The 24,444-nt window shown below is 42.8% G+C and carries 22 protein-coding genes; 10 read left to right on the forward strand and 12 right to left on the reverse strand.

Annotation, left to right across the window (positions count from 1 at the left end; genetic code table 11):
• Positions 1-1,332, forward strand: a complete 1,332-nt coding sequence (locus ACFQ3S_RS15155; protein ID WP_377165944.1) for a TldD/PmbA family protein — start codon at positions 1-3, stop codon at positions 1,330-1,332.
• A gap of 234 nt (positions 1,333-1,566) precedes the next feature.
• On the opposite strand, the gene ACFQ3S_RS15160 is transcribed toward ACFQ3S_RS15155, so the two are convergent.
• Positions 1,567-2,289, reverse strand: a complete 723-nt coding sequence (locus ACFQ3S_RS15160) for a DUF3891 family protein (RefSeq protein WP_377165946.1) — start codon at positions 2,287-2,289, stop codon at positions 1,567-1,569.
• Between the two features lie 231 nt (positions 2,290-2,520).
• Between ACFQ3S_RS15160 and ACFQ3S_RS15165 the strand changes: the two genes are divergently transcribed.
• From ACFQ3S_RS15165 to ACFQ3S_RS15175, 3 genes are all read left to right on the forward strand, one after another.
• Positions 2,521-3,357: a sulfite exporter TauE/SafE family protein gene (locus ACFQ3S_RS15165; protein ID WP_377165948.1), complete on the forward strand. Its 837-nt coding sequence runs from the start codon at positions 2,521-2,523 to the stop codon at positions 3,355-3,357.
• Positions 3,358-3,448: 91 nt separating this feature from the next.
• Complete coding sequence (locus ACFQ3S_RS15170; RefSeq protein ID WP_377165950.1) at positions 3,449-3,838, forward strand: DUF1634 domain-containing protein; 390 nt, start codon at positions 3,449-3,451, stop codon at positions 3,836-3,838.
• A gap of 105 nt (positions 3,839-3,943) precedes the next feature.
• Positions 3,944-5,242, forward strand: a complete 1,299-nt coding sequence (locus ACFQ3S_RS15175; protein ID WP_377165952.1) for an alpha/beta hydrolase — start codon at positions 3,944-3,946, stop codon at positions 5,240-5,242.
• A 121-nt stretch (positions 5,243-5,363) separates the two neighbouring features.
• Here ACFQ3S_RS15175 and ACFQ3S_RS15180 read toward each other — a convergent pair whose 3' ends face one another.
• Positions 5,364-5,840 (reverse strand): DinB family protein, encoded by a 477-nt coding sequence (locus ACFQ3S_RS15180; protein ID WP_377165954.1) that lies wholly within the window; start codon positions 5,838-5,840, stop codon positions 5,364-5,366.
• 138 nt (positions 5,841-5,978) lie between these two features.
• Here ACFQ3S_RS15180 and ACFQ3S_RS15185 point away from each other — a divergent pair, with 138 nt between their 5' ends.
• Positions 5,979-7,748: a DUF885 domain-containing protein gene (locus ACFQ3S_RS15185; protein ID WP_377165956.1), complete on the forward strand. Its 1,770-nt coding sequence runs from the start codon at positions 5,979-5,981 to the stop codon at positions 7,746-7,748.
• Positions 7,749-7,753: 5 nt separating this feature from the next.
• On the forward strand, positions 7,754-8,470 hold the full coding sequence (locus ACFQ3S_RS15190; protein WP_377165958.1) for a DUF2071 domain-containing protein: 717 nt from the start codon (positions 7,754-7,756) through the stop codon (positions 8,468-8,470).
• An 80-nt stretch (positions 8,471-8,550) separates the two neighbouring features.
• On the opposite strand, the gene ACFQ3S_RS15195 is transcribed toward ACFQ3S_RS15190, so the two are convergent.
• Together ACFQ3S_RS15195 and ACFQ3S_RS15200 are read right to left on the reverse strand one after the other, a co-directional pair.
• Positions 8,551-8,742 (reverse strand): hypothetical protein, encoded by a 192-nt coding sequence (locus tag ACFQ3S_RS15195; protein ID WP_377165960.1) that lies wholly within the window; start codon positions 8,740-8,742, stop codon positions 8,551-8,553.
• A 134-nt stretch (positions 8,743-8,876) separates the two neighbouring features.
• Positions 8,877-9,326 carry an SRPBCC family protein gene (locus ACFQ3S_RS15200; RefSeq protein WP_377165962.1) on the reverse strand — a complete coding sequence of 150 codons (450 nt, stop codon included), beginning with the start codon at positions 9,324-9,326 and terminating at the stop codon, positions 8,877-8,879.
• A 116-nt stretch (positions 9,327-9,442) separates the two neighbouring features.
• Between ACFQ3S_RS15200 and ACFQ3S_RS15205 the strand changes: the two genes are divergently transcribed.
• Together ACFQ3S_RS15205 and ACFQ3S_RS15210 are read left to right on the forward strand one after the other, a co-directional pair.
• Positions 9,443-11,281, forward strand: a complete 1,839-nt coding sequence (locus tag ACFQ3S_RS15205) for a UbiD family decarboxylase (RefSeq protein WP_377165964.1) — start codon at positions 9,443-9,445, stop codon at positions 11,279-11,281.
• A gap of 326 nt (positions 11,282-11,607) precedes the next feature.
• Positions 11,608-13,722 (forward strand): gliding motility-associated C-terminal domain-containing protein, encoded by a 2,115-nt coding sequence (locus tag ACFQ3S_RS15210; RefSeq protein ID WP_377165966.1) that lies wholly within the window; start codon positions 11,608-11,610, stop codon positions 13,720-13,722.
• 76 nt (positions 13,723-13,798) lie between these two features.
• Here ACFQ3S_RS15210 and ACFQ3S_RS15215 read toward each other — a convergent pair whose 3' ends face one another.
• The 8 genes from ACFQ3S_RS15215 to ACFQ3S_RS15250 all read right to left on the reverse strand — a co-directional run bounded on the left by ACFQ3S_RS15215 (position 13,799) and on the right by ACFQ3S_RS15250 (position 22,537).
• On the reverse strand, positions 13,799-14,122 hold the full coding sequence (locus ACFQ3S_RS15215; protein WP_377165967.1) for an FtsB family cell division protein: 324 nt from the start codon (positions 14,120-14,122) through the stop codon (positions 13,799-13,801).
• Between the two features lie 41 nt (positions 14,123-14,163).
• Complete coding sequence (locus tag ACFQ3S_RS15220; protein ID WP_377165969.1) at positions 14,164-15,483, reverse strand: DEAD/DEAH box helicase; 1,320 nt, start codon at positions 15,481-15,483, stop codon at positions 14,164-14,166.
• 161 nt (positions 15,484-15,644) lie between these two features.
• A complete protein-coding gene (can, locus tag ACFQ3S_RS15225) occupies positions 15,645-16,319 on the reverse strand; it encodes a carbonate dehydratase (protein ID WP_377165971.1) in 675 nt (224 codons plus the stop codon).
• Between the two features lie 64 nt (positions 16,320-16,383).
• Positions 16,384-17,838: a TolC family protein gene (locus tag ACFQ3S_RS15230; protein ID WP_377165973.1), complete on the reverse strand. Its 1,455-nt coding sequence runs from the start codon at positions 17,836-17,838 to the stop codon at positions 16,384-16,386.
• A 22-nt stretch (positions 17,839-17,860) separates the two neighbouring features.
• Positions 17,861-19,231: an HlyD family secretion protein gene (locus ACFQ3S_RS15235; RefSeq protein ID WP_377165975.1), complete on the reverse strand. Its 1,371-nt coding sequence runs from the start codon at positions 19,229-19,231 to the stop codon at positions 17,861-17,863.
• The gene (locus tag ACFQ3S_RS15240; RefSeq protein WP_377165977.1) at positions 19,224-20,228 is read right to left on the reverse strand and encodes an ABC transporter transmembrane domain-containing protein; all 1,005 of its coding nucleotides are present in this window, start codon (positions 20,226-20,228) and stop codon (positions 19,224-19,226) included. The genes ACFQ3S_RS15235 and ACFQ3S_RS15240 overlap by 8 nt, the downstream gene beginning before the upstream one ends.
• Positions 20,229-20,584: 356 nt before the next feature.
• Positions 20,585-22,192: a SulP family inorganic anion transporter gene (locus ACFQ3S_RS15245; protein ID WP_377165979.1), complete on the reverse strand. Its 1,608-nt coding sequence runs from the start codon at positions 22,190-22,192 to the stop codon at positions 20,585-20,587.
• 60 nt (positions 22,193-22,252) lie between these two features.
• Positions 22,253-22,537: a hypothetical protein gene (locus ACFQ3S_RS15250; protein WP_377165981.1), complete on the reverse strand. Its 285-nt coding sequence runs from the start codon at positions 22,535-22,537 to the stop codon at positions 22,253-22,255.
• Positions 22,538-22,687: 150 nt separating this feature from the next.
• On the opposite strand from ACFQ3S_RS15250, the gene ACFQ3S_RS15255 reads away from it, so the two are divergent.
• Positions 22,688-23,104 carry a GNAT family N-acetyltransferase gene (locus ACFQ3S_RS15255; RefSeq protein WP_377165983.1) on the forward strand — a complete coding sequence of 139 codons (417 nt, stop codon included), beginning with the start codon at positions 22,688-22,690 and terminating at the stop codon, positions 23,102-23,104.
• Between the two features lie 204 nt (positions 23,105-23,308).
• A complete protein-coding gene (locus ACFQ3S_RS15260) occupies positions 23,309-24,427 on the forward strand; it encodes a M42 family metallopeptidase (protein ID WP_377165985.1) in 1,119 nt (372 codons plus the stop codon).
• Positions 24,428-24,444 lie beyond the last annotated feature (17 nt).

Genomic DNA, 24,444 nt, shown 5'->3' on the forward strand with positions numbered 1-24,444 from the left:
ATGCCAATACTTAGCAAAGAAGAAGCACAGTCTTTATTAAAGAAGGTGCTCAGTTATTCAAAAGCCGACGCCTGCGAGATCAGCCTGGGTGGTACCGAAGGTGGTAATATTCGCTACGCGCTAAACGCGGTATCAACCGCCGGTGACATAGGTACGCTCGGGTTAGCTGTAAGCTCAACCTTTGGCCAAAAAACCGGCACAGCCACCATTAACGAGTTTGATGACGCATCGCTCGAAAAAGTGGTGCGTCGCTCGGAAGAACTGGCGCAACTGGCCCCGGCAAATTCGGAGTACATGCCACCGCTTGGCCCTCAAACCTTTAAAGAGTCGTTGACCTATAATGAAAAAACTGCCGCCATGACCCCCGAAAGCCGGGCAGAATTAGTGGCTAAAAGTTTGCAGGTTACCAAAGAAGCCAAACTAAGCGCAGCAGGATTTTTAGAGAATTCAACCGACTTCAGGGCGGTTATGAACTCTAAAGGCATGTTTGCTTATAACAAATCAACCGATGTTACCTTTTCGGTAACTACCCGTAATGCCGAAGGTACCGGATCGGGCTACGCTTCTCGCGGGTTTACCGATGTAAGCCAGTTAGATACGTATGCGGCTACTAAAATAGCTACGCAAAAAGCATTAAGTTCGGTAGGTGCCCGCGCCATTGAGCCGGGTAAATACACCGTTATACTGGAGCCTATCGCAGCTACTTATATGATGGAAAACATGCTTCGGTTTGATGCCCGTAGTGCCGATGAGGGTCGCAGTTATTTAAGTAAAAGAGGCGGCGGCACGCGCTTAGGTGAAAAATTACTGGATGAAAAAGTAACTATTTATTCTGATCCTTTTAACCCCGATTTACCCTCGGGCACCTGGAACGGTGACGGTTTACCGCTCGAAAAAACGTACTGGTTTGATAAAGGTGTGGTTAAAAACCTGAGCTATTCGCGCTACTGGGCCGAAAAAAAAGGTGTAAAACCACAACCCGGCCCCAGCAATATTATTATGGAAGGTGGCACCATGAGTTTGGATGAGATGATCAAAAGCACTGAGCGAGGCATTTTAATTACGCGCTTGTGGTACATACGTATGGTTGACCCGCAAGTGGTATCCTTAACCGGGCTTACCCGCGATGGCACATTCTACATTGAGAACGGCCAGATCAAGTTCCCTATCAAAAATATGCGTTTTAACGAAAGCCCGGTAATTATGCTAAACAATGTAGAAGCATTAGGCAAACCCGTACGTGCCCTTAGTGGCGAAAGCAGTCGCAGTTACCTGATACCGCCTATGAAAATACGCGACTTCACATTCTCGTCACTGTCGGACGCTGTGTAATTGATTTAAACACAAAACCCCCTCCAGTTTCGGAGGGGGTTTTGTGTTTAGCAAAAGATTATGATTATTGCGAAGCGAAACCACCACTGCGCAGCAAAATACCCTGCATCCTATGGTGCATAAACACTACAACATTTTCTAAACAAAGCAGTTTCCAATACATCTACTCTTGTAGATATATTATACTTTTGTCTTCAACATCCTATCAAACCTCAAACACAAAATATCGTGTCTCTACGAAGTCAGTTGCCAAATCATCTCCTTTACCTCGGCCTCCAAAAAGCACTTTCTAAACTCATCATTATCTTTAAATTGCAACTGTTCAACAATCCTTTTTTCAACTCTTACCTCAAACGTTTCAGTTTCAAAGGGCCAGGGCTTAACAGTGAGTTGGTTGCCCTTGCTTTGTAGATGATATGGTCTACTATCGGGTCCGTTGCTTATTTCAACCGTACGTTCCTCGGGTTGCACGCTATGCTGACATAGCAATAGCGAAAAGGCATCGCACCATTCCAGTAAATTATAAATGCGTTGAACCTCCTTCTCATCCATGTCCAGTTCCTTTAACCATTGCTTTTGCAGGCGGGCTTGTTCTTTTAAAAAAGGTTTCACCAGCGGGTTAGTCTTCTCCTCCTTTTGATACAAAAAAACCATGTGCATGGATGTCAGCAAGGCTATATAACGGCTTTTGGACAGTGCGTAATTATGTAGCAAACGACAATGTTCCGGGTCGAATAACTGCATATCAAAATTAAGCGGACCACCCTGCGGAGTTAGTAGTTGGGCCGATTCCAGTTCGGTACGGGCATCGTCGTGCTCGGCAATGGCCAGCAGGGTTTCGGTCCACCGTTGCGCACGTTCTTTTACCGCCCAATGCATAGCCACCTGCGCGGCCAATAAACCGTGTGCCCTTTGCGTAGTAATTTCCCAGCCCTGATTAGTATAGTTAACGATCATGTGTTAAGTTGTGTATAATGACAACTGTTGGGAAGGGCGGAATGTGTTAGGTAATAGCTATTTTTATTATGCTGGTGAAAACTACAGCATCTCGCTTTACGTGAGTGCGTACGCTCACCAACATGTTTGGTGGGGGGTGAACGACTGACCAGTCGGGAACACCGATAACAGCACTAAATATACTATTCTCCACTGCCTCTTACTTTGTATTTGTTACCTTAGCGGCCAGGCATGTCTGTATTAGTTATCACTTTAATAATTTTAGCCGGGTCGTATTTTGCGGGACTGTTGGGTTCTTTAACCGGTTTGGGCGGTGGTGTGGTCATCATCCCCCTGCTTACGCTACTGCTTAATGTTAATATACATTATGCCATTGGCGCGGCTTTAATATCGGTTATCGCTACTTCATCGGGATCGGCGGCGGCATACGTGAAGGAAGGTATTACCAACATCAGGTTGGGCATGTTCCTGGAAATTGCCACTACCATTGGCGCCATGACAGGGGCTATGCTGGCCCTGCACATTCAAACCAGTGTTATTGCAGTGGTATTTGGTGTAATTCTTATTTTTTCGGCGCTCATGTCGTTAAAACCAAAAAAAGAAATGGTAAGCCAGCGCAAAAGCATCTGGGCCGAAAAACTTAATTTGAACAGTACTTACCCTACCACCAACGGACTGGTTAGCTATAATGTACTGAATGTGGCAGGCGGTTTTTTCATGATGCTGTTTGCCGGCGTTATTTCGGGCTTGCTGGGTATTGGTTCGGGTGCTTTAAAAGTAGTGGCTATGGATGGCATTATGCGCATACCGTTCAAGGTATCAACCACCACCAGCAACTTTATGATAGGCGTTACCGCTGCCGCCAGCGCGGTGGTTTACTTGCAGCGTGGGTATATCGATCCGGGACTATCAATGCCGGTAGTAATCGGTGTTTTACTGGGTGCCTTAACAGGATCTAAAATATTGGTGCATATTCAATCGTCGCAATGGCTGCGCTGGGTATTTGCAGTTATTGTTACCTTTTTGGCTGTGCAAATGATCTATAACGGTTTAAATCATAAGATATAGCCCCACTCTAAATCTCCCCCGGGAGGGGAGACTTTTGTAATCAAATTATATTTTAAAGCCCTCCCTCCCGGGGAGGGTTGGGGGGGCTTTCATGAAAGATATAGAACATATAGACAATAAAGACATACAGCAAATCATAGGCTGGATATTGCGCCTGGGCGTTATCATATCTATGCTGGTGGTGCTTATTGGCGGTTGCCTGTACATCTATCGTCATAGTACCGAAACCGTGCATTACAGCCGGTTTGTGGGTGTGCCCGAGTTTGTGCATACCCCCGGTGGTATATGGCATGGCATACTAACCTTTAGAGGTAGGGCCATTATACAGGCAGGGATTATTTTGTTGATTGCTACGCCTATCGTCCGCATCATGTTTTCGGCTATTGGGTTTGTATTAGAAAAAGACTGGCTTTATACCGGTATCAGCTTGCTGGTTTTAGCTATTATTATTATCAGTGCCATAACAGGTAATGCTGGGTAAAGCCCCTCCCAATCCTCCCCAGGAATGAGGGCTTTAAATTATCATGGTCAATACAAGTGTTAGGTGGGTTTTTAGTTAGATATTTGCATTTGTAATATAATATAGATGATGAAAAAAGTACTCGTATTAATTTGTTTATTTATAAGCCTGCTGCCTGTTTTTGCACAAACCGAGCCTATGCCCTACCGTACGGTGCTGAACCGGTTTATGCTCTTTTACAACCGTAACCAGGCCGATAGCGTTTTTACCATGTTTGCGCCCGAGGTGAAAACCGATATGCCGCTGGAAAAAAACCGCCAGATGCTGGGGCAGTTGCAGGCGCAATCGGGAGGGTTACAAAGGGCTACTTTTTTAAGTATGGAAAACAACGTAGCCACTTACCGGGTCGATTTTCAAAAAGCCATACTGGCCATGAAAATAAGCCTGAACCCTACCGGGAAAATAGGCGGCTTGTTGTTCGATAATTATGCTCCTGCAAGTAAATCCACCCTTGCCGCTATTGTTGACGATGCCTATACCACCGAAACCCCTTTTGAACTTAAAACCCTGTCGGGTACTATACGCGGCACTTTGGCTACGCCTAAACAAGCTACTGGCAAGGTACCTGTGGTTTTAATTATCGCTTCAGCCGGGCAAACAGACCGCGACGGCAACAAGCCCAAACTTAATCAAAAACCTAACACCTACAGGCTGTTAGCGGCCGCATTGGCTAAAGAAGGTATCGCCTCTTTACGTTATGATAAGCGCTTGGTGGGCGAAACCATTTCTCCTACCCGCGAATCACAAATGCGTTTTGATGATTATGTTGACGATGCCGTTGCACTTATTACGCAACTGCATGATGATCCGCGTTTTTCTAAAGTTATTGTATTGGGTCATAGCGAAGGTTCCCTGGTGGGCATGCTATCGTCCAGCGGTCAGCCGGTAAACGGCTTTATATCGGTAGAAGGCGAAAGCTTGCAGGCCGATAAAATTATGTCTAATCAGATCAAAAATCAGCCCGAATTCATCACTAAAGGGTATAAAGATATTACCGATAGCCTGCGCCGTGGCAAGGTGAACGACAAGGTGGACCCTGCTTTATACAGCATAGCCCGTGTTAGCATACAACCTTATCTCATGACCTGGATGCGTTTCGACCCGGTGCGTGAGATCAAAAAGCTTAAAATTCCTGTTCTTATTCTACAAGGCTCTAATGACCTGCAGGTAAGCGTAGCAGATGCCGAAAGGTTGAAAAAAGGAAAATCAGATGCCAAACTGGTGGTTATACCTGGCATGAACTACGTACTTAAAGATGCTCCATCTGCCGCACCTGCTAATATGGCTACCTATAACCAACCCGAATTACCCGTTAAACCGGAGTTGACGGCTGCGGTGGTAGAATTTGTAAAAACTATTAAATAGAAAGATTTCTAAACCCCTCCTTGAGGAGGGGTGCGGCCGACTTGCGCGATGGAAGGGAGGGTCATGCGCTTAAACATTCGTCTGAACCCCTCCCTACCCTCCCCAAGGAGGGATAAAAACGTTATGGTTTCCATGCACCCAACAACCTTCTTAACACAATGATCTCTGCTACGTGGTAGGCCGTATGATCGGCCACTTGCAGGGCTTCGCGTAAAAGCGTTTGGCCGGTTCCGTGTGGAATAGGCGCATATAAGTCGCCGGTTTTTACCAGTTCAACCAACTCATTCAGGTCTTTTTTAATTTGTGATATAGATGCCGCCCATATTTCTTCACTGTCCGGTTCAGTTTCCTTAGGCCAATACTCATCGGGCCATTTGGGTGATTGGTGGTTACCGTCCTTACTAAACTCTAGCATATCCCATTGGGCAATACGAATGTGTTCTACTAATTGCCATATACTGTAAGGTAAACCATGAGGTTTTTCACCGCGAAGGTTAGCGGACAAATCGTTCAAAGCATCATCCAGTTTGGCGTGGGCTGTTCCGCCGTTAAGTAGTTGTAAAACTTCGGTTAAAAGAATTTGGCTATTATTGAGCATAGTAATACGTTTTAAAGTATAACAAATCAACCATCACTTGGTTGCAAGCATCCAAATAATTACGAGCCCGATGATTAGCATTTGCCAATTATCGCAGTAATTGCGTACGTTTATATCCAAAGCAAATTACACTGATTCGTGGTTGAAAAATTATTAACAGCAATAGTAGTACTGGCAGCAATGCTCATCGGCTGTAAAAAAGATGGCGGCAGCCCTGCCGAAATGAATAAAAACGATGCTGCCTTTGGAGGTTACAAAGAGCACTTCTTAGAATCGTTATGGAAAATGGATCCTGACCGGGCCACGCAAACCGGCTATCACCAATATGATAGTTTACTGCTGGTGCCCAGCGCATCCAACCGGGATAAGCTGATCACTTTTGCTAAAGTAGAAGCTGACTCACTGTTGCATTACGATCCTAATACGCTATCAGAATCCAATAAAATGGATTATCAGCTCATTCAAAACGAGGTGCAGGAGATACAGTTTAACCTGCAAAGTCTTAAAGCCTGGGAATGGAACCCTAATACTTACAACATCATCAGCACGTTCGCTTACATTTTAAACGAACATTATGCCCCGCTTGACAAGCGCTTGCGTAACTTTTATGAAAAAATGGAGAACATACCCTCGTATTTTAAAGAGGCGCAGAAACAGATCAAAAACCCGGTTCCTGAATTAACCAGCCTGACCATAGATCAGATCAATGGCGGCCTGAGCGTATTTGAAAAAGACTTTGCCGATTCGCTAAAAAAGACCAAGATACCTGAAGCACTCCAAAAACAAATGCTAACCCGCGCCAAGCTATCGGGCGTAGCCATTAAGGCTTTTGCCGACTGGCTTAGTAATCTTAAAAGCGCAAAGCCCCGCAGTTTCCGTTTAGGGCAGGATTTATACCAGGAAAAATTCAAGTACCAGATCCAGTCGGCCTTTACGGCACAGCAAATTTTCAATGCTGCCAACAACCGTAAAAAGCAATTACACCAGGAAATGGGCAAACTCAGCAGGCAGCTTTGGCCAAAATACTTTGGCAAGCAACCTATGCCTAAAGACTCTCTGGAATTAATTAGCCGCGTGATAGACACCTTATCTACCAAACATGTAAAACCCGATGATTTTCAAACCGCTATAGAAAAGCTGATCCCAAAACTGGTGGATTTTGTAAAAACCAAAAATCTGCTCAAGCAAGACCCCAGCAAACCGCTCATTGTGCGCAAAGAACCGGCCTATATGGCCGGTGTGGCGGGCGCGTCGGTAAGTTCGCCCGGGCCGTATGATAAAGGCGGTAACACTTACTTTAACGTAGGCAGCCTGGCTGGCTGGGCACCCGAACGTGCTGAAAGCTACTTGCGTGAATACAACCAGTATTTGTTGCAAATCCTTTGCATTCACGAAGCTATACCGGGGCACTATACGCAACTGGTATATTCCAATAAAACGCCAAGCTTAATTAAATCGGTATTGCAAAACGGTGCGATGATAGAAGGCTGGGCAGTGTATAGTGAAGAAATGATGCTGGATGCAGGTTATGGCAACAACGAACCCGAGATGCGCCTGATGTGGTATAAATGGAACCTCCGCTCGGTATGTAACGCCATATTAGATTACAGCGTGCATGTAAGCAACATGAGCAAAGAGCAAGCCATCAAACTGCTCAACCGCGAAGCATTTCAACAACAAGCAGAGGCCGAAGGCAAATGGAAACGGGTAAGCGTAAGCAGTGTGCAACTCACCAGTTATTATACCGGCTACAAAGAAATTATTGACCTACGCGATGCCTATAAAAAGAAAGCCGGCGAGACTTATTCCGTAAAGGAATTTAACGAGAAGTTCTTGAGCTACGGCAGTGCACCAGTTAAGTTAATTAAAGAACTAATGATGGGCAAAGCAGTGAAACCGGCTAAGTAAATTATATGAGGATTCCAACCATTACAGGTATTATTGAAAGGCGCATGCTTGTTAACTTTACAGTTGACCTCGATGTAGCCAAAACTATTATACCATTCCCATTCGCCCCTAAAGTATTCAAGGGTAAAGCCATCGCTGGTATATGCCTGATCAGGTTAAAACAAGAGCGCCCCAAAGGTTTCCCGGCGTTTGTTGGCATTGGTTCAGAGAATGGTGCTCATCGTATCGCGGTTGAATGGATGGAACACGGTGAAATAAAGGAAGGAGTTTATATCCCCAGAAGAGATACTTCTTCGGGCTTTAATGCGATGGTTGGTGGCAGGGCATTCCCTGGCAGGCATTATCATGCAAAATTTGATGTGAAGGAAACTGCGGATAACTATCACATTGCTTTTGCCAGTTCAGATGCCACTATAATTAGTGTGAAGGCAAAAATTGCCAACTCATTTGGATCCAACTCCATCTTTAATGATCTGGAGGAAGCTTCTGCATTTTTCCAGGCAGGTGCCATAGGTTACTCTCCTAACGGCAATAAATGTGATGGATTGCACCTTAACACATACCGATGGGAAATGAAGCCATTGGAAGTAAGCCATATACGGTCAAGCTATTTTGAGAATGAAAACGTATTTGCTAAAGGCTCTGTGAAGTTTGATAACGCTTTATTAATGACGAATATTGAACATGATTGGTCGTCAGTTCCAGACAAGCTTTGTTATTAGGGTATTTAATAATGATTACAACCGTTCATAATCCCAAACAGCTTTAAACCATAATCTGTCTTACATTTGGACAAAATGCTTTATGCTTTCGAGTTGGCCTTCAGCATTACTTTACCTTTTTTTGTTAAGCTGTAAACGGGAACTTTCTCGGATTCGTCGATATTAATCAAATTATACTTTTTTAATTCCTGTACGTCTTCTTTACTTACACCTTTGGCTGCCGTGGTTTCGGCAATAATTTTAAGGGCGGCAACTACTTCTTCATGTTTCATCGGGCAAAAATAAGCATTTCAATTGGGCTCGCCCAGTAGGCATAGTTAACTTACAAGGTTGCCGGTTGAACTTGCCGAAGATCTAACAGCGTAGAGTGCTTCGACAAGCTCAGCAAGACATGCAGATAAAAATCCTAATTGCTCAAATAGGCATGCAGATCGTTTAACGCCTTTTCCCAACCTTCCTGGTGTGGGTTAATCGATTCGTTGTCTAAAAAATTTTCTTGCGTTACTTTAAGCGTACTGCCATCGCCGTTGCCGGTAAATAATATGGTAAGTACATGTTCGCTGGGTTTAACAGCATTTGCAGGTACGCTCCAGTTCCAGCTGTAAACTAATTTTTCGTTCTCTTGTACTTCCTGGTACTCACCTGTAATTACTACAGATATTTCACCGTCGCGGCCTTCAAATTCGTACTTAAATTTACCACCTTCTATAACTTCCAATTCAACGGTTTTTAAATGGCTTTCAGATGGTTTCCACCACTGTTTCAAATCCTCCGGCGTTGTCCAGGCCTTGTATAATTCTAATACGGGTACGGCAAATTCCTTTTCGGCACCCAATTTCATCGCTGTACTTTCCATAATGTTAATTTATTTTCTTTACACTACACACAATACATGCCAAGATTTGACAAACAGGTGGATTAAGGGCACATAAAGTTTATTATTTTTGAACCATTACTAAACATACACCTTAAATGGGTTACCCAAGTTTACAAGCCTGCATTACCGATCTCGAAAAAAACGGTCACCTCATTCGCATTCAAGAAGAAGTTGATCCTTATTTGCAAATGTCCGCTATTCACCTGCGCGTATATGAGCACCAGGGACCAGCGATTTTATTCGAAAATATAAAGGGCAGCAAGTTTCCGGCAATAAGTAACTTGTTCGGTACTTTAGATCGCTCACGCTTTATTTTTAGAGATACACTGGATAAGATTAAAACGCTGGTCGACCTTAAAACCGACCCTATGAAAGCCTTTAAGCGACCGTTTAGCTATGCCAATGTAGCTTTGACTGCGCTATCGGCCCTGCCTATGAAAACCGGAAAAAGCGCCCCTGTCAATTTCGGCCGCACGCAAATTAGTGCCCTTCCACAGGTAATTAACTGGCCTATGGATGGTGGCCCATTTGTAACCATGCCGCAAGTTTATACCGAAGATGCCGACAAGCCGGGCATCATGAACGCTAACCTGGGTATGTACCGCATTCAGTTAGGAGGTAACGAGTACGTATTGGATAAAGAGATAGGTTTACATTACCAGTTACACAGGGGTATTGGTGTGCATCAAACCAAAGCAAATGCTAAAGGCCAGCCTTTAAAAGTGAGCATATTTGTAGGCGGACCGCCATCGCACCCGGTGGCGGCGGTAATGCCGCTACCCGAAGGTTTATCGGAAATGACCTTTGCCGGAGCATTGGGTAATCGTCGGTTCCGGTATTTTTATGATGCCGAAGGCTTTTGCATATCGGCCGATGCCGACTTTGTGATAACCGGCACGGTAATGCCGCACGAAAACAAGCCCGAAGGTCCGTTTGGTGATCATTTAGGTTATTACAGCTTACAACACCCTTTCCCGTTGATGAAGGTACATAATGTGTATCACCGTAAAGATGCTATCTGGTCCTTTACAGTAGTGGGTCGCCCACCGCAGGAAGATACCAGTTTTGGAGCACTGATCCACGAGATTACCGGATCGGCCCTGCCATCGGAAATACCCGGACTGCATGCGGTAAACGCCGTAGATGCGGCCGGGGTTCACCCGTTGTTATTTGCCATTGGCAGCGAGCGGTACACACCTTATTTAAAGGAACGCCGCCCGCAAGAGATTTTGACCATTGCCAATCACATCTTAGGCAAGAACCAGTTGAGCCTTGCTAAATACCTGTTTATAGCCGCTAAGGAAGATGATACTACTTTGGACATCAACAACATAGCCGCGTTCCTGAAACATGTTTTAGAGCGCATTGACCTCACCCGCGACCTACACTTTTACACCCGTACCACCATCGACACGCTGGATTACAGCGGCAGCGGTTTAAACAGCGGCAGTAAAGTAGCCATAGCGGTTGCAGGTGAAGTTAAACGAGAATTGTGGACTGAGTTGCCGTCGGGTTTTAGCCTGCCGCGCCCGTTCAATATTTTCAAAATGGCGATGCCGGGTGTGCTTTGTATTGAAATACCCAAATTTATTCATGAAGATGATATTGTTGATGCACTGGGCATTTTAGACGATCACCTGAAAGATGTAGACCTGAGCGGCATACCACTAATGGTATTATGCGACGATGCCGGCTTTACAGCCCAAACCATAAACAACCTAATTTGGGTAACCTTTACCCGCAGCAACCCATCGCACGATATTTATGGCATTCGCAGCTTTACCGAGCATAAACACTGGGGCTGCCACGGTCCGTTAATTATTAACGCCCGTATTAAACCGCACCATGCACCCGAACTAATTAAAGACCCAGAGGTAGAAAAATTAGTTGACAAGATGGGCGAAAAGGGTGGAAGTTTGTATGGCATAATTTAACATAGATAATTGTTCTATGTCGAATTAGCTATGTATATTTAGCTGCCTTATCATATCATGTATTAATGAAGAAATATGTTCTTGTTGTCCTATTTTTTTTAATTTCAACAACCCTTTACAGTCAGCGCTTTTACGCAACCATTGGTAGCCAAATTAAAAGGGTTACAGTAACCCCTACCGGTGCTAAAACCGAGGACATGACTAACTGCACCATTGCAACTTTCAACACTATTGCCGTATATAAAAATGTAATATATTACAGTAATGGTTCTCAATTGTATAGTGGAGACATCATTGGCAAAACAATAACAAATTGTAAGTTTGTTATGAGTATCCCATACTCAAATGGATTAACCGTTAATAGTGAGGGCATGTTGTATCTCGAATCAAACAGTCAACTCTACAAAATTGACCCTGTCGCCAAAAAATCAACAAATTTAGGTAACTGTCGTTTTCAAACATCGGGGGATGTCATTATTTATAAAGGCAACCTTTTTATGGCTTCAACCAGTGGCGGAATAGCTAAAATAGACTTAGCCGATCCTTCCAAAAACTCCCTGGTTATTCCAATGAGCGGTTCGGTGTTCGGCCTGGCAAGTTGCGCATTTAGCAGTACGCAAAATAAAATTTATGCTTTTGATAATGTTGGCTTTGGCTCAACTAACGTTATTGAATTAGATCTTGATAATTACAAAACCTTAGGAACATCATTTACTTTACCGTACAGTGTAGGCGACGCGGCCAGTGAAGTTGAAGACGGCAGTTTACCCGAAATGGTAATTAACAATTTAAAAGAGAGTGCTGAATGCCCGTTTGTGGGAAAGGGCACTATACAAATAATTTGTGATAACGCCTTAGTTGATTATAAGTATACCTTAAATGGCATTACCAACTCCACAGGTTTATTTAGCGGCTTAGACCCCGGCACCTTTCAAATCAGCGTATCAACCGATAAGCAAAAGAAAGACACAGTTCTAACTATTTCCAAATTTACTATTCAAAAGCCGGTAACCACCATTACCTCGCAAAACCCAACATGCACTACCCTTGGGTCTGTTACGGTATCGAGCGCTAACGACGATGGCACTTATAAGATCAGATACGGCTCAAGCAAATTTGCGCTCAACCACAAATTTGAATTTTTGAATAGCGGTTATCAACGCTTTGAGATTGTTGACAATTCCGACTGTGTGGTTGACACTATTGGGAAGTTATTGGTTCGTGAAAAATGTACCATACAATATGATCGTTTGCAGATAACTCAAGAATGTAATACTATAAGAAAAGGAAACATTCAGGTTTTAACCAAAACCCACTTCGACCTTTATACCTACATACTAAATGATAAGATTAGTAATACAACCGGTAAATTTGATCATTTAAAAGCCGGCACCTATAATATTAAAATTGTATCGAACGATGATAAGAAGGAAATTACAGCCATTATTCCAGATTACAGTTTGACTGATCCGGCGGTGTCATACATTAAAACCAATCATTACTGTGCCCAAAAAGGCGAAATAACATTTAGCTTGCCCATTAATAGTGCTAACTATAAAATTGACTACAAAGGCAGCTTTTACAATTTTGATAATAAGTTTAATAACCTAACCGAAGGAAATTATCAGTTTGTTATTTTAAAGCCGAATGGCTGTGTTCTTGATTCGGTAATGATTAATGTTGTGTACGAGCCCTGTATTGTAGAAATTGCTTCTTCCTCTGTAAACCAAGAATGCAATGTACTGGGCAAAGGTGTAATACAGGTTACTGGCATGCCTATACCCGAGCAGTACACTTATTATCTTAACAATGATATTAGTAATAGTACAGGTATTTTTAATATGCTTGAACCAGGCACCTATACGGTTAAAGTGGCAGCATCGGGGGGAAACAGCAAGCAAGTAACTATTGAGATACCCAATTACGATTTAATGCGGCCCAAGTTTTCAGTAACCACCAAAAAGCCGTTGTGCGATATACCGGGAAATATTCGCTTACAAGTTTTAACTGATCCAAGTCTTTATAGCATTGAATATAAATCTTCGGTTTACCCATATAATTTTACGTTTGAAGACTTAGCTCCGGGCGACTATAACTTCCGAATACTTAAAAAAGACGGCTGCATTGCCGAAAAAGTTACCGTGAAGCTGGAACGCGAAAGCTGCAATCCGGTTACTTTTCCAAATACATTCACACCCAACGGAGATGGAATAAATGATATATTCAGGCCTAATGAAGATAGCAGGGCTACAAACTACCAACTTCACATTTACAATCGCTATGGAAGCCTGCTATATGCATCTAAAGATCTTCATTGGGGTTGGGATGGCAAAATGAAAGGTTATATGATGCCGGTTGGCACTTATTACTGGTTAGTAAGTTATACTGATGAAATTGGAAAAGCTACTGTACAAAAAGGTTTTGTAACATTAATTCAATAAATTATTTTGAGCTTAACGTACGTATACAAGAAAGCCATTGCTTTTTCAAACAATGGCTTTCTTGTATATATAATTCTTATTCTTCCTTCTTCTTTTCTTTAACAATCACAAACACATCTTCGTTCGCTTTTTTCATGAGGTATTTCTCGCGGGCGAACTTTTCCAGTTTGGCTGGGTTGGAGGTTAACTCGTCGAGGTCTTTGCTTACCTGGGCGGTTTCCTTAGTATAAAAATCGCGCTCCTGCTCCAGTTTGATACGTTGCTGGCGTTGCTCGTATTGCGAGTACAGATCGTTCTTATCAAAAAACAGCATCCATACCACAAATACTACGGCTACCAGGAAAAACTTATTCTTCAACAGATCAACAGCGCGTTTCATATTCAATAATTTGAAATTCATTATAAATGTATGCGGAATAAATGAACCTTACAAATGCTTAATTAACTTTTTGCAGCCGGACGACGACCAGAACCTGATGGCTTGCGGTTACCACCGCCTCCACCAAAGCTGCGTTTGCCACCGCCGCCGTTAGGGTTGCCACCGCCTGAACGACCGCCACCCGAACGACCACCGCCACCCTGATTCTTCATTTCCTCACGTACCTTATCCAGATTGTTCATCTGTTTCATAGGGTAAGGATGTGCATCGTTTACCGGTATCACAATGGTAATCAGCTTTTGGATGTCTTTTAAAAATTCACGCTCTTCATGATCGCAAAACGACAGGGCTATACCACTGGCACCTGCACGGCCTGTACGGCCAATACGGTGTACATAGGTTTCGGGTACGTTAGGCAGCTCGTAATTGATTACGTGCGTCAGGTCGTCTACATCTATACCGCGTGCGGCAATATCGGTAGCTACCAATACGCGGGTAGTACGATTTTTAAAATTAGTTAACGCGCGCTGACGTGCGTTTTGCGATTTGTTGCCGTGTATGGCCTCGGCTATAATACCTTCACGGCTCAGGTCTTTTACCACCTTATCGGCACCGTGTTTGGTGCGGGTAAATACCAGTGCCGTTTTAATATTCTTATCCTTCAGGATGTGGGTGAGGAGGTTCCTCTTATCGCCTTTATCCACAAAGAACATTTCCTGTTGTATAGTTTCGGCGGTTGATGATATTGGTGTTACCTCTACCCTTTCCGGCTTGTTTAAAATAGTATCGGCCAGTTGCTTAATTTCGTTAGGCATCGTAGCCGAAAAGAACAGCGTTTGGCGTTTGGCAGGCACTTTGGCAATAATCTTTTTTACATCGTGCACAAAGCCCATATCCAGCATACGGTCGGCTTCATCCAAAACCAAAAACTTCACATGCTCCAGGTGAACAAAGCGCTGATTCATCAAGTCGAGCAAACGGCCTGGTGTTGCTACTAATATATCCACTCCGCGACGCAGGGCTTCGGTTTGCGAGTTTTGCGATACACCACCAAAAATAACCAGGTGCTTTAAACCAGTATGACGGCCGTAAGCTGCCAAACTTTCGTCAATTTGGATAGCCAGTTCGCGGGTTGGGGTTAAAATAAGGGCCTTAATGGTTTTTTGTTCTTTATGCTGAGCACGTTCGTTATAAAGTATTTGTAATAACGGTATAGAGAATGCCGCTGTTTTACCGGTACCGGTTTGGGCGCATCCTAACAGATCTTTACGGTCTAATATAATAGGGATAGATTGTTCCTGTATGGGGGTGGGTTGAGTATATCCTTCGGTTTTAAGGGCTTTAAGGATAGGCTCAATTAAATTTAAATCTTGAAATAACATGTAAAATGGATAACGTATATGTAAAAGCTGTACGGACAGTACAGTATTGTGATGAGTTTTAACGATCCGGGATTAATTATGTGGATCGATGCTGCAAATATACGTTTTTATTATATACAAAAAAAGCGGGCCAAATACGGCCCGCTTCACTATAATTAACATTACTTTTCAAACTTGTAAATGCTGTCCATTTGAGAACTATTGCTTGCGTTTGCTTTCAGATCGGTAATTAAGCCACTATCTAAAGCGTAAACCCAACCATGTACATGCAACTCTTGGTTACGTGCCCATGCACCTTGAACAATAGTTGTTTTGCACAAATTGTTAACACCTTCAATAACATTAAACTCAACCATACGGTCAAATTTCTTTTTCTCGTCGGTAATAGCGTTTAGCTCGTCGGTATGTTTTTGGTAAACATCTTTAATGGCGCGCAGCCAGTTATCAATTAAACCAAATTCTTTATTACCCATAGCTGCCTGTACACCGCCGCAACCGTAGTGTCCAACTACAATTACATGTTTTACTTTGAGTACGTTAACGGCATAATCGAGCACCGATAACAAGTTAAGATCGGTGTGTACTACCACATTGGCTATGTTACGATGTACAAATATTTCGCCCGGGTTGGTATGGGTAATTCTATCGGCGGGTACGCGGCTATCGGCACAACCTATCCACAATACAGGAGGCGTTTGCCCATTCGCCAGTTTTTTAAAAAATTCGGGGTCTTCTGCCAGTGTTTCTTCCACAAACTTCCGGTTTCCTTCCATTAAACTTTCGTAAGTGATGTGGCTGGTATCGTGTACGCTTAATTGATTTGAATTATTTTCCATGATTTTATTTAGTTACTAAATAGTTAGATATTGGTTATCTTGTAAATCTCTATAAATTAAACACTTATAAAACCTGTCTTGTTCCGGCTTTATAATATAATTCGGCAAGTGTTTTCTGATACCCGGATATCATACTTTCCAGCTTAATCCGCATGTCTATCAATTTGGTTTCACGGGTATTTATCAAAAATAAGGTACTCTCTCCAAGTTCAAATTTCTGATTCTCCCCTTGCAATAACAAGCTTTGGTTTTTAATAGTTTGCACCTGTACTTCCAGCTGCGATCTATACGCCTCCAAATCGTTGTATGACGTACGGATATTGTTATTGATCTCGCGCCCCGACTGCTGCAAATCGTAGCTAAGTTCTTGCTGCTTAATTTTTACTTCCCGCAACTTGCCGCGCTCCGCACGTAAAAACAATGGAAATGCAAAGTCGAGCCCTATTTTATGATTATTCCAGTTAAAGTCGTAATTATCGGGAACATAACTACCCAACGACCGGCGATTGGATATTAACGATCCGCTGATATTGATCTTGGGTTTAAGCATTTCCTGACGGTAAGCCCTTTCAATGGCAAGCTGCCCGCTTTTAAATTGCAGCTTTAATATTTCGGGGTGTTGTACAGCGGCTTGCCTAACCAAGGTATCCAGCACCAGCTTACCTACACGTTCTACATTGCCGTCTACCAATTGTGGAATGGCGTCTTCGGGAAGTTCAAGTGGGTTTCCCTCCCCGTTCCATAAATGGTTCGATAAAACCAGGCGCGCGTTCAGCAGTTCTATCTTGTTTTTTTCCAGCTGTATTAAACGTTCCTGTACCGTAACGTAGGCCTCTACCGAGTCGATAGATGCTTTGTCGCCAATTTGGGTTTGCGTACTTACTGCTTTAAAGCGGCGCTGGGCTAACTCTACACCTTCGTTGGTTAAAGTCAACTGCCGGTAGGCATAATACCAGCTCCAATAATCTTTAGCTATTTGGTACCAGGTATTGTTAATTTGTTTTACCCTTTCGGCTTCAGCATACTGAACCATAATTCGGGATTGCCTCAGTGTGTTACGCCGCGCATCAATAATTAAGCCCTGGCCAAGCGGCACCGTTAAACCTAAACCGGTTAAACCAGCCAGGCTGGTACGTGTTTCGGGGTTGGTGTAATACCCTACATTACGGTCGTAACCTACTTTCAGGTCGGCCCCGGCCAGCCAAAGCGGCACTTTAAGTTCACTCGACCAATGGTTGTAATAATCGGTACCACCAAATAGCTTTCTGCCAAAATTGGCTTTGAGGTTAGGGTCGAAATACCCTAACGATTGCAAAACAGTAGCACGTGCAGCTTCGGTAAACAGGGCGGCCTGTTTAATAATCGGGTGGTACCTGAAAACCATCAGCTGCAAATCATCTAATGCAAAAACTTTACTGGTATCGATGGTTTGCCTGTTTTGAGCACCTGCTGATGTTACACACCACAGCATAGAACATAACAGGGCTACGATATAAAATCTTACTTTTAGTATCTTCATATATTATTCCCGTTAGGTGCAACTAACTTTTCTTATCTTGTTCCTTATCGGTATCCGGTTCTTTTTCTAAACTTGGCGGAAAACCGTTGAGCTGCCGCCATATTTCATACCATACTGGTACCGATCTTAAAATTATACGGCCATAAACTCCTGAACCCTGGCGCAGTTGCTTTGGCCACGGTTCATCATTAGTTGGAACCGGATTATCCTGTTTTACCAGTAACCGGTATTTGCCTCCCGAACTGCTCACTTTATCAATGGCAAATACTTTACCGGCAAAGGTGCCCACCGCAACCGACGGCCAACCCGAAAACTGGATAGATGGCCAGCCTTCAAACTGAAGCCTTACATTACTGGTATCTAACACCAACGGAACATCCATGGCGCTGATGTAAATTTCGGCAGCCACCTGCGGAGATTTAGGCTGCAGCGTGGCAACCGATTCTCCTTCTTTAATATTTTCACCTATACCCGCCTTCATCGTTTTAACCACAAATCCAGCTTGAGGTGCCCGCACCACGTATAAACCACGCCTCACAGAAATATTGGCTATATCGTTACGCAGCTTGGCTATTTCTCCCTGTACGCCGGCCCGGCCCGAAATAGCCGACCCTAAATCCGACTGTGCCTTCGCTACAGTTTCCTGATATTTGGCGCGAATGTTATCTAATTCAATACGGGCATTAATCAACCCCTGTACCGAATTATTCAGCTTATTTTGCTGACTATTAACTTTAGCCATATCTTCCTGAAGCTTCAATCGCCTGGTTTCAATATCGGTAAGTGAAAACAAGCCGTTACGGTACCCGGATTCGTAACGTGCCAATCGCGATTTACTGATGTCGTAAAAGTTTTGAACCGCTACCAGGTCGGCGCTATCAATATCCACATAGTTTTTTGCCTGCCTTACTTTGTTCACGGCTGCACTAAGCTGAAAACGCAAGCCGTTGCTAAGCGCGTTAATTTGAGCATTAGTAGCCTTAATTTTCTGAACGGCAGCAACCTCACTACCACGCTTGGCCGTTAATTGCTCATTCAAACGTTCCGGCAGTTCAGGATCGAAATAAGATTGACTGGTTTCGGATATTATCAGTATAGTGTCTCCTTTTTTCACTTCCTGTCCCTCGCGTACGGCCCAGCGTTCAATACGCCCGCCAATTTGATTTTGAACCGTTTGCGAACGGTCCTCCGGGCGCAATGCGGTTACTGTACCACGGCCTGGTATGGTTTGCCGCCAGGGCAGCAATAATATAATTATGAAAACAAATAATACAAATAGCAATATCCGTCCCAACAAACGCGAACCTTTACTGGGTAATATTTTTTGCGCCGATTTTACAGAAAGCTGCTCCCAGTTAACCAGCTGCTCTAAAAATACAGGTCCCTTATTCATAATCAAGTACTCCTTCCTCCAATTCCAAATCGGTGACTACGGCCAGTTTCTCGCTTCCGGTGGCCATATCAAATACCGTATTCATATTGGTCATTAGTTTTTCAATTGCATAGGTAATTTGTACAATAATAACTTCGGCAGCCACAAACTGCCCAAACGACATTTGGCGTGTTACCACAAAATAGGAACCCAATAACAACAGCCCGCCCATTAGTAACGTACGAATGAATATGGCGCTGGCAAAAAAACGTTTCAAAATAGAAAAGTGATCGTTTCGGGCCTGAAGATATTTAGCAGTGATCTCATCTGTATTTTTTATTACCGCGTTGCGTTTAATGGTACTATGGCGGTATGGTTCCAGGTCGGCAGCTACTTCTTCCAGGTAAGCTACCACCTCGTATTTATATTCAGATTCTTCAATACTGGTATCAACGCCTGGTTTAAAGTATAAGGTTATCATTAATACAATAAAAATAATAACCAAAATACCAAAGGCAATAAAAAACGGATGATAAAAAGATAGCAGTATAGCACTGAAAAATATTTGAACCGCGGCGGCAACAATATCAACCAACAATTTGGTTAATCCCTTTTGAATAGTAAGTATATCGAAAAACCGGTTTACAAGTTCTGGTGGGTTTTCATCAGCCAGGGCCTGCTTTTTTATGCGTGGCAGCCTGTAAGCAAACTCCAGCGCGGTTTTTGCAAATATTTTTTGCTCCACCACCTCTACTAACGACAATTGCCCTATCAGCAGTAACCCTCCTATTATTATACCTAATAGTATAACCGCAATTAAAACATAGGTTGAGCTGTATAGAGCTCCATTTGATAATAAGTTAAATACGGCAGTAGTACCCAATGGCAGTGTGAGGCCAATTAAACCTATGAGTACGGCATAAATAAATATATAATTGATAGTTGAACGCTCGTAATGCAATATGCGTACAAGCCTTTGCCAGGGTGTGAGTGTTTCTTGGTGATGATTTTTTTTCATTTTTTACTTGATTAACATAAAATCCGTTAGATGATTGCCGTGTAGTTAGCATATTGATGATGCGGGCCAAAAAAATTATTATAATAATAACCCACCATGCCTTGCTAACCTTGCTATTGTATCTACAATTATGTTATTTTAATATGTTCGCGGATATGTATTGTATTAAAAAGCCTATAGGTTAGCTTAGCCAATTATTACATTGCTTTTAATTTTTCTGGTTTATGATTTTACCGGAGAAGAACTTTACAGCTTTTTGTAGTATATTTAGCATACTACACCCATTCTTAAACAGTTATACTCTTTAAGCTGTATTCATCAAAAATTGATTGGTTAACACTACAAAACAACCGGCATTAATCTACCTGATTATTTTCCTTGTATATCAATTCTTTAAAAGCGGGTACATCGTACCTGTCTTTAATTTGATATAGCTCTACAATGATGCCTTTTGTAAAGGCGTTATGCCTGTAATTATGGATAGTTTCCAGCACGTCCACATCAATATAGCGGGAGTTCGATCCATCTATAATTACATGCGATTCGGCCGGCAAACTGGTTAAAGTAACTTGTATTGCGGCTTTATTTAAAAACGAAACTTCTTCGGCCAGCTTTATGCGGATCACTTCCTTATCGCCCTTGCAGTCAATATGATAAAAATACGGATTGCGCAGGTTGGTACGCAGTATATAAAATATACCCACCATCATCCCTATACCCACGCCGATCAATAAATCGGTTAACAATACGGCTACTATGGTTACCACAAATGGGATAAACTGGTTTAAGCCTTTATGCCACATATGGGTAAATAACGATAACCTGGCCAATTTGTAACCAGTAACCAACAAGATAGCTGCCAAACAAGACAAAGGTATCAGGTTAATAATTCCAGGTATAAACAAAAAGGACAATAGCAGCCAAAAGCCATGCAGCACAGCACTGGTTTTAGTACGGGCACCGGCGTTTACATTAGCCGATGAACGTACAATTACCGCCGTCATGGGCAGGCCGCCCAGCATACCGCTTATAATGTTACCGGCGCCTTGTGCAACCAACTCACGGTTGGTAGGCGAAATTCGCTTAATGGGGTCTATCTTATCTACTGCTTCGAGGCTCAGCAGGGTTTCTAAACTTGCAATTACGGCAATTGTAAAGGCGGTTATCCAAACTTCCTTATTACCTATAGCCGAAAAGTTGGGCGATTTAAAAAGTCCTAAAACCGAGTTAAAACCGTCCACCACCGGAATTTGCACAAACTGCTTATCGCGTAGGGCTATATCGGTACCGGCAAATAAAAGGCTCAGTAAAACACCTGATAATACTACCAGCAACGGTGCGGGAACAATAGCTACCTTTTTAATTTTTGGCCAATAGATCATTAATGCCAATGATACCAGGCTAATGATAACCGCACCGTAATTAATTTTTGACAGGGCGGTTAAAATACCCGAAAAGGTATTGTCTTTATCTACCTGCATAAAGGTTTCATCGCCTTCAAAATCGGCATCGAAACCTACCGCGTGCGGAAACTGCTTTAAAATAAGGATTAAACCTATGGCGGCCAGCATACCCTCAATTACGGCCGACGGAAAGTAGTTGCCAATGGTGCCCGCTTTAATGAGCCCCAGTATGATTTGGAACACACCAGCAATAACAATGCTCAGCAAAAAGGTTTCGTAAGAGCCTAACTTGGTAATAGCTGTTAAAACTATAACTGTTAAACCCGCCGCCGGGCCGGCTACACTTAATTGCGAACCACTGGCCGAGCCGGCTATAATACCTCCTATAATACCGGTTAATAAACCTGCAAAAAGCGGAGCTCCCGAAGCCAAGGCAATGCCCAGGCATAAAGGTAATGCCACCAAGAAAACGACAATACTGGACGGAAGATCCTTTTTTAGGTTTTTGGATAAGAAGTATTTTTGCAGATGCAAACCACCTGCAAGCCCGTTTTTAGCCATGAAGTAAATTTTCTATTAAATAAAAACACTATAGAGTTACCAAGAGCCATAAATACGGCTTTAAGCTAAACTGGCATTAGGCGGTGGGGTAAGTACCGATGGATGGTGATTAGGCTGATAAAGGGAATGCTCGAAGCCGAGTTGCAAAACTGTTTTAATAACTAAAGGAACCACTACAGCATGATAGATGTAAAAACAATCCTCGTCAAAAAACTTTTTGTCTTTATTTCCCTCCTTATCAGGGTTTTCTTTTTCGTTCTTGTTTTCCTGTTCCAGCTGCATAATTACAGCGTTTACAGTTTTATTGTTAAGCGATAAAAATGCAGGTGCAACAGCTATGATCATCTTTGAAATAAAGATCATCATAAACAATAAACACAACAATATTTTATATGGCCTAATTTTCATCAACTGCAATAATAATCTTTTTTTCTTACATAAAATCGCAAAATTCCTATAATTACATAACCATAACATTGTTTAACAAATTTTAATTTGGAAGACCTGCACATAGAACAAATAAGGCCCGAGCTTACCTGGCGTTTGAGACGCGATGTTTTATACCCTCACGAACCATTATATGTCATAGCCACGGAAGAAGACAATTACGGAATACATTTCGGGTGCTTTTATAAAGATAGATTGATTGGGGTTGTTTCCCTGTTTCAACACGTAAACGAGTTTCAGTTCCGCAAGTTTGCTGTAGCCCAGCAAATGCAGTATAAAGGTGTGGGCAATACCTTGCTCCAATACATTATCAACTTCGCTACCTTACAGGGCGGTAAACGTATCTGGTGTAATGCCAGGCTATCAGCCATTGGTTTCTATTATAAGGCCGGCTTTAGTTCCGCCGGGCAAACTTTCTCCAAAAATAATTTCGATTATGAAATACTCGAAAAACTACTCCCATAAAAAAACCGGATTGCCTTAACAAACCGGTTTTTCTGAAACTATTAACTAATGATATTTTACTCGTCACAAAACAACATCATGGTTATTAACTTAATATTAATACATTAACAAATTATATACTATTGTACACTATTTAAAAGTGTTTCACATATCGGCAGCTTTATTATATTTGCTACCTGAGTAACACGTTTTTTACGAATAATTATGTCTGAGAATATTAATGACAATAAGCCGCAGCACATTTCTGTGGTTACCGATACCTCCCTTTCATTTCTGGAAAAATACATTAACAACCCCTCGCCTACCGGCTTTGAGTGGAAAGGCCAGGAGTTATGGCTCGATTATTTAAAGCCTTATATCGATACTTACTATGTAGATAATTATGGCACCGCTGTTGGCATCATTAACCCTCAGGCCGAGTATAAGGTGGTAATTGAGGCTCATGCCGATGAAATATCGTGGTTTGTGAACTACATTACCAGCGATGGCTTAATTTATGTGATTCGCAACGGTGGTTCCGATCATCAAATTGCCCCTTCAAAACGGGTAAACATCCATACCGATAATGGCATTGTGAAAGCAGTATTTGGCTGGCCAGCTATTCACACCCGCCAGGGTGGCGATAAGGAAGAAGCTCCAACCCTTAAAAACATCTTTTTAGATTGTGGCTGTACCACTAAGGACGAAGTGGAAGCCATGGGCATTCATGTAGGTTGTGTAATAACTTATGAGGATGAATTTTCGGTATTGAATAACCGTTATTACATGGGCCGCGCGCTCGATAACCGTGCCGGTGGTTTCATGATTGCCGAGGTTGCCCGTTTGCTGAAAGAGAACAACAAACAACTACCCTTCGGTTTATATATTGTGAATGCCGTGCAAGAAGAAATTGGCTTGCGTGGTGCCGAAATGATAGCCCACAAAATTAAACCGCATGTAGCCATTGTTACTGATGTTACGCACGATACCCAAACCCCTATGATCAACAAGATCACCCAGGGCGATCTGGCTTGCGGTCGTGGTCCGGTGGTATCATACGCCCCGGCAGTGCAAAACAACCTGAACAAACTTTTGATAGAAACGGCGCAAAAAGCACAGATTCCTTTTCAGCGCCAGGCTTCGTCGCGCTCCACCGGTACCGATACTGATGCCTTTGCCTACTCAAACGACGGTGTGCCATCGGCTTTAATATCATTACCGCTGCGTTATATGCATACTACGGTAGAACTTATTCACAAAGAAGACGTAGACAATGTAATTCGTCTCATTTATGAAACCCTGCTTAATATTGAGCCCGGACATGATTTCCGGTATATTAAATAACTATTATTTTTAATTAA

It is taken from the genome of Mucilaginibacter terrae, from assembly GCF_042679325.1.
In the GTDB taxonomy this organism is placed as follows: domain Bacteria; phylum Bacteroidota; class Bacteroidia; order Sphingobacteriales; family Sphingobacteriaceae; genus Mucilaginibacter; species Mucilaginibacter terrae.

Coding starts and splice junctions, on each gene's coding strand:
- ACFQ3S_RS15155 (WP_377165944.1), top strand. CDS start 1: ATGCCAATACTTAGCAAAGAAGAAGCACAGTCTTTATTAAAGAAGGTG.
- ACFQ3S_RS15160 (WP_377165946.1), bottom strand. CDS start 2,289: ATGATCGTTAACTATACTAATCAGGGCTGGGAAATTACTACGCAAAGG.
- ACFQ3S_RS15165 (WP_377165948.1), top strand. CDS start 2,521: ATGTCTGTATTAGTTATCACTTTAATAATTTTAGCCGGGTCGTATTTT.
- ACFQ3S_RS15170 (WP_377165950.1), top strand. CDS start 3,449: ATGAAAGATATAGAACATATAGACAATAAAGACATACAGCAAATCATA.
- ACFQ3S_RS15175 (WP_377165952.1), top strand. CDS start 3,944: ATGATGAAAAAAGTACTCGTATTAATTTGTTTATTTATAAGCCTGCTG.
- ACFQ3S_RS15180 (WP_377165954.1), bottom strand. CDS start 5,840: ATGCTCAATAATAGCCAAATTCTTTTAACCGAAGTTTTACAACTACTT.
- ACFQ3S_RS15190 (WP_377165958.1), top strand. CDS start 7,754: ATGAGGATTCCAACCATTACAGGTATTATTGAAAGGCGCATGCTTGTT.
- ACFQ3S_RS15195 (WP_377165960.1), bottom strand. CDS start 8,742: ATGAAACATGAAGAAGTAGTTGCCGCCCTTAAAATTATTGCCGAAACC.
- ACFQ3S_RS15200 (WP_377165962.1), bottom strand. CDS start 9,326: ATGGAAAGTACAGCGATGAAATTGGGTGCCGAAAAGGAATTTGCCGTA.
- ACFQ3S_RS15205 (WP_377165964.1), top strand. CDS start 9,443: ATGGGTTACCCAAGTTTACAAGCCTGCATTACCGATCTCGAAAAAAAC.
- ACFQ3S_RS15210 (WP_377165966.1), top strand. CDS start 11,608: ATGAGTATCCCATACTCAAATGGATTAACCGTTAATAGTGAGGGCATG.
- ACFQ3S_RS15215 (WP_377165967.1), bottom strand. CDS start 14,122: ATGAATTTCAAATTATTGAATATGAAACGCGCTGTTGATCTGTTGAAG.
- ACFQ3S_RS15220 (WP_377165969.1), bottom strand. CDS start 15,483: ATGTTATTTCAAGATTTAAATTTAATTGAGCCTATCCTTAAAGCCCTT.
- can (WP_377165971.1), bottom strand. CDS start 16,319: ATGGAAAATAATTCAAATCAATTAAGCGTACACGATACCAGCCACATC.
- ACFQ3S_RS15230 (WP_377165973.1), bottom strand. CDS start 17,838: ATGAAGATACTAAAAGTAAGATTTTATATCGTAGCCCTGTTATGTTCT.
- ACFQ3S_RS15235 (WP_377165975.1), bottom strand. CDS start 19,231: ATGAATAAGGGACCTGTATTTTTAGAGCAGCTGGTTAACTGGGAGCAG.
- ACFQ3S_RS15240 (WP_377165977.1), bottom strand. CDS start 20,228: ATGAAAAAAAATCATCACCAAGAAACACTCACACCCTGGCAAAGGCTT.
- ACFQ3S_RS15245 (WP_377165979.1), bottom strand. CDS start 22,192: ATGGCTAAAAACGGGCTTGCAGGTGGTTTGCATCTGCAAAAATACTTC.
- ACFQ3S_RS15250 (WP_377165981.1), bottom strand. CDS start 22,537: ATGATCATAGCTGTTGCACCTGCATTTTTATCGCTTAACAATAAAACT.
- ACFQ3S_RS15260 (WP_377165985.1), top strand. CDS start 23,309: ATGTCTGAGAATATTAATGACAATAAGCCGCAGCACATTTCTGTGGTT.